Raw genomic sequence first — 8,601 nt, 5'->3', positions numbered from 1 at the left:
GAGATTTATTTTCCTATGTGAATGCCGAAGAGGGGATTTGAACCCCTACGAGGTTAGTCCTCACCAGGTCCTGAACCTGGCGCGTCTGCCTTTCCGCCACTTCGGCAACTCAACTTTAAAAATGAATATGTTTGAAAAATTGAATTTTCAATAGCAATTTTCAGATTAATATTATACTTTATTTTTTGTTTTATTTCCCAGATTTTTTCAATTAAACTTAAATCAACATTTTCAAAATTTTCAATTTTTTTAAACTTTTTGTTAATATAAAATTCAACAGGAAAATTTCTGTTGAATAAAAAAATATCTCTCATAAAAATTAAAACATTTTCAAGCCAGTTTTCTATTTCCTCTCTCTCATCTCTTTTATTTATTATATCCACCTTTTTGAAAAAATTAAAGAAATTACCATTTTTTACAAGATTTAAAAGTTCAAGAAATTCTTCCATATTTTTTATACTTCTTTCATCTAATTCAGGTAACTCATAATTAAGATAAATTTTAAAACACCTTGATATTACAGTTGGTAATAAAAAATTTATATTTGGACATAAAATAATAAGGATACCATATTCAGGTGGTTCTTCCATAACTTTTAAGAAAGCACTTGTCGCTTCTTCTTTTAAATATTCAATCTTAAATATATAAATTTTATATTTTCCAGAGTAAGGATTTATAATTATGTCATTTTTGACACTTCTTACTTCATTAATTGATAAAATACTTTTTTCAGGGATTATCCATTTGACATCAGGATGAGTTTTGTTTTCAATTTTTTTACACATTTCACATTTTTTACAGAATTTTCCTTCATAACAGTTTAAAATACCGCTTAAAAATAAAGCAACTTCATTCCTCAATTTATCATTTCCTCCATAAACTATGTAAGCATTGTGTATTTTATTTTTTTCTTTTGTTTTTAACAGCAAATTTTTTACTTCCTCTACTTTCATTTAAAAATCGCTCCCATTTTTCTAAAACTTTTAAAAATGTTTCTTCTTCGCTTTTTCTTTTTATTACCTTTATTCTTTTATTTTCTCTGGCTAATTGAAGATATCCATTACGTACTTTTTTTTGAAAATCAATGGATTCTTTTTCTATTCTATCTTTTCCTTTCTTTTTTAATATCTCAATTAAGTTCTCAGGTTTTTCATCAATCAAGAAAGTAATATCAGGTAAAAAAATTTTTCTAGTAATGGATTTATGTATTCTTTTTATTAAAGTTAAAGGAATTCTTCGTCCATACCCCTGATAGGCATAGGTGGAATCAATATATCTATCAAGAATTATAATTTTGCCTTCCATCAAATATTTCTTTATTTTTTCGTCGATTAATTGTGCTCTACTTGCTAAATATAAAAAAAGTTCGCAAAAAGTTGTTATTTTATTATTTTTTTTAAGAAGCAATTCCCTTATTTTTTCTCCAATATAAGTTCCCCCTGGTTCGTGTAAAATAATCACATCATAATTTTGAGATTTGAGATAATCATAAAATTTTTTTACAAGAGTAGTTTTTCCACATCCATCAATTCCTTCAAAACTTACAATAATTCCTTTTTTCATATTCTTATATATCCTTGATAAATGACATTTTTAAAACCTAGTTTTTGTGTGATTTCAATTGCTCTGTTAAATTCATCAGAAGTAATTCTTCTGTTAATTTCGGAATAAAGATATGCCTTATATTCAGGATGATATTGACTTAACAAACTGATCCATGTATTTTCACCAAGTTCGGTTTTTATAAATTTTAATACTTTTTCTGTTGATGATATATCTTCAGGTAGAACTAGATGCCTTATAAGTAATCCTTTTACAGCAACCTTTTCATCACTTAATATTATATCTCCTACCTGTCTTTTCATTTCAATAAGTGTTTTTTTACATTTGTCCCAGTAGTCCGGAATTCCTGAATATTTTTCCCCTTTTTCATTATCTCCATATTTTGCATCTGGCATATATATATCAATTATCCCTTCAATTTTTTTTAATGTTTCTACATTTTCATATCCACCGCAATTATAAACAAATGGAATTTTCAATCCCTTTTTTATTGAAATTAAAATAGATTTTAAAATCTGGGGTAAAAAGTGTGTTGGTGTAACAAGATTTATATTATGACATTCCTGATATTGTAATTCCATCATAATATCTGAGAGTTTTTCAATAGAGATTTCATAACCTTTTTCTAACTGACTGATATCATAATTCTGGCAGTAGACACATTTTAAAGAGCAGTTTGTAAAGAAAATGGTACCTGATCCCCTTTTCCCTGAAATGATATTTTCTTCTCCAAAATGAGAACCGTAACTTGAAATTTTCAAATTTATTCCACTCCTGCAATGAGATTTTCGGTTGTATCTATTAATGTTGCATTCCCAACCACATAAACTACACTTTTTTAAATTTTCAAATAACAAATTTACTCTTTTTTCAATTTCGGTTAATTCTAATTTTAGATAAGAAACCATTCTAATCTATAAAATTTATATAAACAGAACCAATTTTTTTATCATCTTTTTTTATTTCAATTTCAAATTTTTCTTTTTTCTGGTCAAGTGCTTTATTTTTCATAATTTTTTTATAACTTATTTCATATCCCATATCCTGACCATCGTTAACCTTTGGGTTTCCTATGAAACCAATAAAGTTAACTTTTACATTTTTTTTATCAATTCCTTCTACATCATTAATTGTAAAAGTCATATTCTTTTTTATTTCAATTTCGTCACCAATACTAACTTTTACTGAAGTGCCATTTAAATTAAGTACAAGAACAACATCATTTTTATTTTTTATCTCTTTTTTTTCAATTTCTGGAGTTATTATTATTTTTTCCAGAGAACTGTACTTTTCAAACTTTTCTAAAACAGGATTTAAATAGAAAATTAAGTATATATAATAACCCACAAAAAATGTATATATTAATGATATAATTAAAGCGAGTATCCCTTTTTTCCTTTTTATTACAAATAAAAAAGAAGTCAGGATAAACATTATAAAAATCAGAGATATTAGAAACATCGCAACTTCTGTTGTCTTTATCATATTTAACCTCCTTTTTCTTCATAAATTACTATTTTATTTTTTCCCATACTTTTTGCAAGAAAAAGAGCATTATCTGCTTTTGATAGAATTTCTTCTTCTGAATTTCCATGTTCTGGGAAAGAAGCAATTCCGATACTTAAAGTTAGATAAACTTCATCATCAACCATTCCTTTAAGAAATTTATAATTCTGTATATTTTTTTTGATTCTTTCAGCAACTACCTTTGCATCTGTACTCATAGAAAACGGGAGTAAATATGCAAATTCATCTCCTCCAAATCTACATATTATATCTGTTTCTCTTAAAGAATTTTTAAGTAAATTTGCAACTTCTTTTAAAATAATGTCTCCCATTGGATGTCCATAAGTATCAACATATTTTTTAAAATTATCAAGGTCGGATATCATTATGGAAATTGGATATCCTTCTCTTTTACCTTTTGCAAATTCTTCTTTTAATCTCATATTAAAGTATCTTCTATTATACACTTCTGTAAGTGCATCTGTTATTGATGCAATATTTATTCCTTCATGAAGCAAAGCATTTTCAAGTTCTAAATTTAGATGACGTAAAAAAACTTCCATAACCGATTTACTCATTTCAAAATGTCTGATAAGTTCTTTTTTATTCTTTTTTGTTATCCCAACTATTGCAATCGCTTTTGTTTCTTTTTCATTATGAATAGGGAGAGTTATTATTCCAGAACATCTATTAAAATCGTATTCTTTAATCAAATCTTTAATTTTTTGTTCATCTTTGGAAGATAGCATATTTGGGGAAAGAATGGTATAAAAGTAATTTCCACCCTCATTTTCTTCATGTATATGGTTTAAGTTTATTGTCATTATATCAGTTGAAACAAAATTTTTTAATTTTTCACTTAAAATAATTAACATTCCAATACTACCTTTATAGAAATCAATTAAAATTTCAAGGCAATTGTAAAGCATCTTTTCTATTTTCAGTTCAGAACTCAACTTGAATAAAGAATTATTTAAATCTTCCATTAATTTTTTTTGATATAAAATTTGTGAATGGTAATACTCAATTATCTTAAAACATAAAACAAGAAAGAATATTGTTATTGCAAGGGAAGGGAATATTTTTTTAATAAGAATTTTTAAAGGCGTCAGTGGGTCAAAATATGCAGAAGTAAAGATTAAAATAGTTGTAAAAACAACTATCAGTAAAATTTCAGTAAATAAAAGTAATCTCTTTCCTTCCATTTGAAAACATTTTACTATTTATAAAAAAAACTTTCAATTTTTTTTGATTTAATGTATAATTTTATCATCTTAAATTTACCTTAAAACAAGGAGGTTATATGGGCAAATTAATGGGAAATATGTTAATTGCTCAAAGTGGTGGACCAACTGTAGTTATAAATCAGAGTTTAGTAGGTGCTATTATTGAAGGTAAAAAACATAGCGAAATAAAAGAAATTTATGGTTCATTATATGGAATTAAGGGAATTCTTGATGGGAATTTAGTAGATTTAAGAAGAGAAAAATTATCAGATTTAAAAAAAGTTGCTTTGACTCCATGTGCTGCATTAGGCAGTGTAAGAAAAAAACCAACAATAGAAGAATGTGAAGAGATTTTTAAAAATATGCAGAGATATAATATCAGATATTTCTTTTATATTGGTGGAAATGATTCTGCTGAAACTGCATTTATACTAAATGAAAATGCTAAAAAAGTAGGTTATGAGTTTAAATGTTTCCATATTCCAAAGACAATAGATAATGATTTAAAAGAAAATGACCACACACCTGGCTATGGTTCAGCAGGTAAATTTGTTGCGATGGCTATTATGGGAGATAATCTTGATAATAAATCACTTCCAGGAGTAAAAATTGATGTAATTATGGGAAGACATGCCGGTTTTTTAACTGCAGCAAGTTCTCTTGCAAGAATATACGAAGATGACGGTCCCCATCTTATTTATCTTCCTGAAAGACCTTTTATTATAGAGAAATTTTTGAAAGATGTGGGTGAGATTTATGAAAAATATGGAAGATGTCTTGTCGCAGTTTCAGAAGGAATTTCTGATGAAAATGGTGAACCAATAGCCGCAAAATTTACAAAAGAAGTTGATGCTCATGGAAATGTACAGTTGAGCGGTACAGGAGCACTTGGAGATTTACTTGCAGATATCGTCAAAAAAGAATTAAAAATCAGCAGGGTAAGGGCAGATACTTTTGGTTATTTACAGAGGTCTTTCCCTGGAGTTTATTCAGAAGTTGATGCAAAGGAAGCGTATAAAGTAGGAGAACTTGCTGTAAAATATGCCATTAAATATGAAAGCGGGTCTGTAGCAATAAAGAGAGAAAAAGGTGAAAAGTATAAAGTTTATTATGAACCTGTATCTCTTCAACTGGTTGCGAGAGAAACGAGAAGTATGCCAGATGAATTTATAAATGAAGATTCTAACTGGGTAACCGAGAAATTTATCAAATATGCAAAACCACTCGTTGGAAAATTACCAGAGATTGGAAGATTGAAAAACTATAGGATTTCTAAAGGGTGAAATTAAACCTATTTAAAACAAGTAGAACACCTAAAAGAATTAGTAATAAAGCGGTACAAATTTTTACAAAATTAAAATATTTATGAGTTTTATTAAGGAATAAGAAAATTTTTTTTGTTAATAAAGATATTACAATAAAAGGAACTCCAAGTCCAAGAGAATAAAAAAACAATAAAATTATACCTCTTTTTACTGTTTCTTCCATAGAAGCAATTATTAAAATAGATGTAAGAATTGGACCTACACACGGAGTCCAGCCACTTGCAAGAGCAATTCCTAAAATAAAAGCACCTGCACATCCTGAATTAATTTTTTTTGGTCTTAATTTTTTTTCCTGATTAAATTTTTTTATTTTAAAAATTCCAAGGATGTGAAGACCGAATAAAATGATTAAAGCTCCCCCTATAAATCTCATATATTTTAGAATATTTTTTTTCTTTAATATTAAACTTCCTAAAAAAGTAGATGAGGCACCCAGTAAAACAAAAATTATTGTGAAACCAATAATAAAACATAAACTTGGTAATATAATTTTTGAATAAGATAATTCTTTTTCTGTTTTAAATTCTTCAATAGAATAACCTGTTATGTATGATAAATAAATTGGAATTAGAGGTAATATACATGGACTGAAAAAAGAAATAATACCCGCTATAAAACTAAAAGGTATAGAATAATTTTTAAACATTTTTATTTATATTTGTAACTTCAATAATCTACAAAATGCACAAATATTTTTATTTGTTGGTTCTCCACATATTTCACAGATAAGTACCTCTGTCATTTCCATATTTAACCTTTTTGCAATTTCAATAACACCTTCTAAAAAATATTCTTTAAAATTTGGTTGCCATTTTGATATTTCATCTATTGTGGAGTACCATTTTTCTCTTCTTTTATCCATTTTCTGTTTTAGAAATTTATGTGGACATATATCTTCGTTTATATATGGGAATTTCATTTCTTCACAGAAATTTTTGTTGTCTTTACCTCCAACAAAAAATAAAGGTCTGATTCTTGATAGTTGTTTTCCATTTCCTTTAAGAAATGGTGTAAACTTTGAAATCCAGTCAATATTTTTCCCAATTATATTTTTCATAAAAAAAACTATAAAATCATCTCCATGATGTCCTGTACATAATTTATTTGCACCTTCTTCTCTGGGTATTTTATTCATTAAGTATCTTTTAATTGTTCCACAACTGCTACATATAGGTCTATTCAATTTTACAATTTTTGAATAATCTATACCGAAGTCCAAAATATTATAAATCTTTAATTCAATTCCACATATTTCTGCCTGTTTTTTTATAGTTTCAATTATTTCTTCTGGAATAAAATCACCAAGTTTAATATAAAATGCAGTAATCTGGCAGTCTATTTTATTTTTTTTAACATATTCTGAAATTAAATAACATGCTGAGCCACTATCCTTACCACCTGAAAGACCTATAAAAATTTTATCTCCTTTTTCTACAAGTTTATATTTTGATATTGTTTTGAATACTTTTTTTCGGTAAGTTTCTATATTAAATTGATTCATTTTGATTTTATACCAAGAATTCTGACAAGGTCTCCAGCCCTTTTGATTGCATCTGTGAGATTTTCAAGTGTATCAATAATTTCATAAAGTAAAATTATTTTAGGAGCGGACAGATTTTCTTTCATTAGCATTTTTATTAGTTCTCTTCTTTTATCGTCACCTTCTTCTTCAAGTGTTTCAATATGAGCACATTCTTCAAGTAATTTTTGAATATCATTATTTATCAAGGAATTTATAGCATCTTTTAATTTTTCGCCTCCCTTTAAAGAAATGATAGCATCTGAAATTAATAGATGTCCCATTTCTTCTGATATCTTTTCATCAAAAAATTCAAGTAATCTTGCAACACCTTTTGCTCCATCTGCTATATCATTAAGTCCTTCATTTAAAATAATTAGGTCTTCTCTATCAGGAGGAAAAAGTAAACCTTTAGAAAGTTCAAGAGTAATTTTTTTCCTTATTTCATCTCCTTGATGTTCATAATTTTTAACATTTGTAATATGTTTTTCTTTTTCATCTTTTTTCCCTTTCACAAAAAATTCTATGGCATTTTTCATTTCTTCAACACATTTTAAAGATATCTCAACATGCTTCAATTCATCATTCAATATTTCTCTTTCTTCTTTTTGGCCAAGCCAGAATAATATATTTTTCGTCCTTTCCATTTTAACCCCCTATAAATATTAATAAAATTTTTGTCATTACATAAGTTATTATACCTGAAATTAAAGGAGTTATAGCCCATGTTGTTATAATTTCCTTTGCAAGTTTCAGATTTATAGTTCTCATTCCCTGATATAGTCCAATTCCCCATATCGCACCAACTATTGAATGAGATGTGGAAACAGGAATACCAAAATGGGTATAAAGATGAACATTTAAAGAAGAACCAATTTCAAGTGCTATTGTCATTAAAGGAGTTAAACGAACTATATTAAAACCAACTGTCTCTATTACTTTATATCCCCATGTTGAAACACCAATTGCCATTGATATTGCACCTATTAAAGCAGCAATTTTTGGAGAGATTTTACCTGTTCCAATTAGAACTCCTGTTGCATTTGCTACATCATTTGCTCCCCATGAAAAAGCAAGATAAGCACTTGAAAGATAAATTAAAAATACTATAAGTTGTTTTTCTTATTTTCTTATGAACTTTAATGAAAAAAAGAATCTCACTAATGGATAGCATAAAAAAGCAAATATGGCAGAACCAAGAGGAGTTAGAATCCAGCATATAACTATCTGCCAGATTTTTCCCCAGTAAATTGGAGTTGAAAAAGCAAGACCAGCACCTGCAACAGCACCAACTATTGAATGAGAGGTTGAAATAGGATATTTTTTATAAGTTGCTATTGTTAACCATGTTCCTGCTCCAAAAAGAGAAACCATACCTATTATATTTGCAACATCATAGGGAAGAATATTTAAAGGAACCACTCCTTTTCCAATTGTTTTTATTACATTTGAACCTAAAATA

At 27.4% G+C, this 8,601-nt stretch carries 10 protein-coding genes and 1 tRNA gene; 1 reads left to right on the top strand and 10 read right to left on the bottom strand.

The genetic code is table 11. The features are described from left to right. Positions 1 to 22 precede the first annotated feature (22 nt). The 5 genes from PKV21_07545 to PKV21_07525 all read right to left on the bottom strand — a co-directional run bounded on the left by PKV21_07545 (position 23) and on the right by PKV21_07525 (position 4,274). A tRNA-Leu gene (locus PKV21_07545) sits at positions 23 to 106 on the bottom strand. Positions 107 to 900: 794 nt separating this feature from the next. Beyond that, positions 901 to 1,563, bottom strand: coding sequence for a dTMP kinase (gene tmk / locus PKV21_07540; protein ID HOM27343.1), 663 nt, complete (start codon positions 1,561 to 1,563; stop codon positions 901 to 903). Beyond that, a complete protein-coding gene (locus tag PKV21_07535) occupies positions 1,560 to 2,471 on the bottom strand; it encodes a radical SAM protein (GenBank protein HOM27342.1) in 912 nt (303 codons plus the stop codon). Before PKV21_07535 ends, tmk begins: the two co-directional genes overlap by 4 nt. A gap of 1 nt (position 2,472) precedes the next feature. After that, complete coding sequence (locus PKV21_07530) at positions 2,473 to 3,048, bottom strand: M99 family metallo-carboxypeptidase C-terminal domain-containing protein (protein HOM27341.1); 576 nt, start codon at positions 3,046 to 3,048, stop codon at positions 2,473 to 2,475. A 2-nt stretch (positions 3,049 to 3,050) separates the two neighbouring features. Beyond that, the gene (locus tag PKV21_07525) at positions 3,051 to 4,274 is read right to left on the bottom strand and encodes a GGDEF domain-containing protein (GenBank protein ID HOM27340.1); all 1,224 of its coding nucleotides are present in this window, start codon (positions 4,272 to 4,274) and stop codon (positions 3,051 to 3,053) included. Positions 4,275 to 4,384: 110 nt separating this feature from the next. Here PKV21_07525 and PKV21_07520 point away from each other — a divergent pair, with 110 nt between their 5' ends. Continuing rightward, positions 4,385 to 5,578, top strand: a complete 1,194-nt coding sequence (locus PKV21_07520) for a 6-phosphofructokinase (GenBank protein HOM27339.1) — start codon at positions 4,385 to 4,387, stop codon at positions 5,576 to 5,578. Here PKV21_07520 and PKV21_07515 read toward each other — a convergent pair. From PKV21_07515 to PKV21_07495, 5 genes are all read right to left on the bottom strand, one after another. Continuing rightward, a complete protein-coding gene (locus tag PKV21_07515) occupies positions 5,568 to 6,266 on the bottom strand; it encodes a cytochrome c biogenesis protein CcdA (protein ID HOM27338.1) in 699 nt (232 codons plus the stop codon). The two genes, PKV21_07520 and PKV21_07515, sit on opposite strands and share 11 nt — an antisense overlap. A 6-nt stretch (positions 6,267 to 6,272) precedes the next feature. Next, a complete protein-coding gene (locus tag PKV21_07510) occupies positions 6,273 to 7,121 on the bottom strand; it encodes an ATP-binding protein (protein HOM27337.1) in 849 nt (282 codons plus the stop codon). After that, positions 7,118 to 7,786, bottom strand: a complete 669-nt coding sequence (locus PKV21_07505) for a TIGR00153 family protein (GenBank protein HOM27336.1) — start codon at positions 7,784 to 7,786, stop codon at positions 7,118 to 7,120. The genes PKV21_07510 and PKV21_07505 overlap by 4 nt, the downstream gene beginning before the upstream one ends. A 1-nt stretch (position 7,787) precedes the next feature. Continuing rightward, positions 7,788 to 8,249 (bottom strand): inorganic phosphate transporter, encoded by a 462-nt coding sequence (locus PKV21_07500; protein ID HOM27335.1) that lies wholly within the window; start codon positions 8,247 to 8,249, stop codon positions 7,788 to 7,790. 12 nt (positions 8,250 to 8,261) lie between these two features. Continuing rightward, positions 8,262 to 8,601, bottom strand: a 340-nt coding sequence (locus PKV21_07495; GenBank protein ID HOM27334.1) for an inorganic phosphate transporter, incomplete at its 5' end; no start/stop codon positions are given.

The organism is bacterium, from assembly GCA_035371905.1.
Classification (GTDB): Bacteria; Ratteibacteria; UBA8468; order B48-G9; family JAFGKM01; genus JAMWDI01.
The sequence above is the reverse complement of the archived record's forward strand: the minus strand, read 5'-3'. Positions and strand labels throughout refer to the sequence as shown.

Excerpts from the sequence above, each read along its gene's own strand:
- tmk (HOM27343.1), bottom strand. The coding sequence starts at position 1,563 with ATGAAAAAAGGAATTATTGTAAGTTTTGAAGGAATTGATGGATGTGGA.
- PKV21_07515 (HOM27338.1), bottom strand. The coding sequence starts at position 6,266 with ATGTTTAAAAATTATTCTATACCTTTTAGTTTTATAGCGGGTATTATT.
- PKV21_07520 (HOM27339.1), top strand. The coding sequence starts at position 4,385 with ATGGGAAATATGTTAATTGCTCAAAGTGGTGGACCAACTGTAGTTATA.
- PKV21_07530 (HOM27341.1), bottom strand. The coding sequence starts at position 3,048 with ATGATAAAGACAACAGAAGTTGCGATGTTTCTAATATCTCTGATTTTT.
- PKV21_07525 (HOM27340.1), bottom strand. The coding sequence starts at position 4,274 with ATGGAAGGAAAGAGATTACTTTTATTTACTGAAATTTTACTGATAGTT.
- PKV21_07505 (HOM27336.1), bottom strand. The coding sequence starts at position 7,786 with ATGGAAAGGACGAAAAATATATTATTCTGGCTTGGCCAAAAAGAAGAA.
- PKV21_07510 (HOM27337.1), bottom strand. The coding sequence starts at position 7,121 with ATGAATCAATTTAATATAGAAACTTACCGAAAAAAAGTATTCAAAACA.
- PKV21_07535 (HOM27342.1), bottom strand. The coding sequence starts at position 2,471 with ATGGTTTCTTATCTAAAATTAGAATTAACCGAAATTGAAAAAAGAGTA.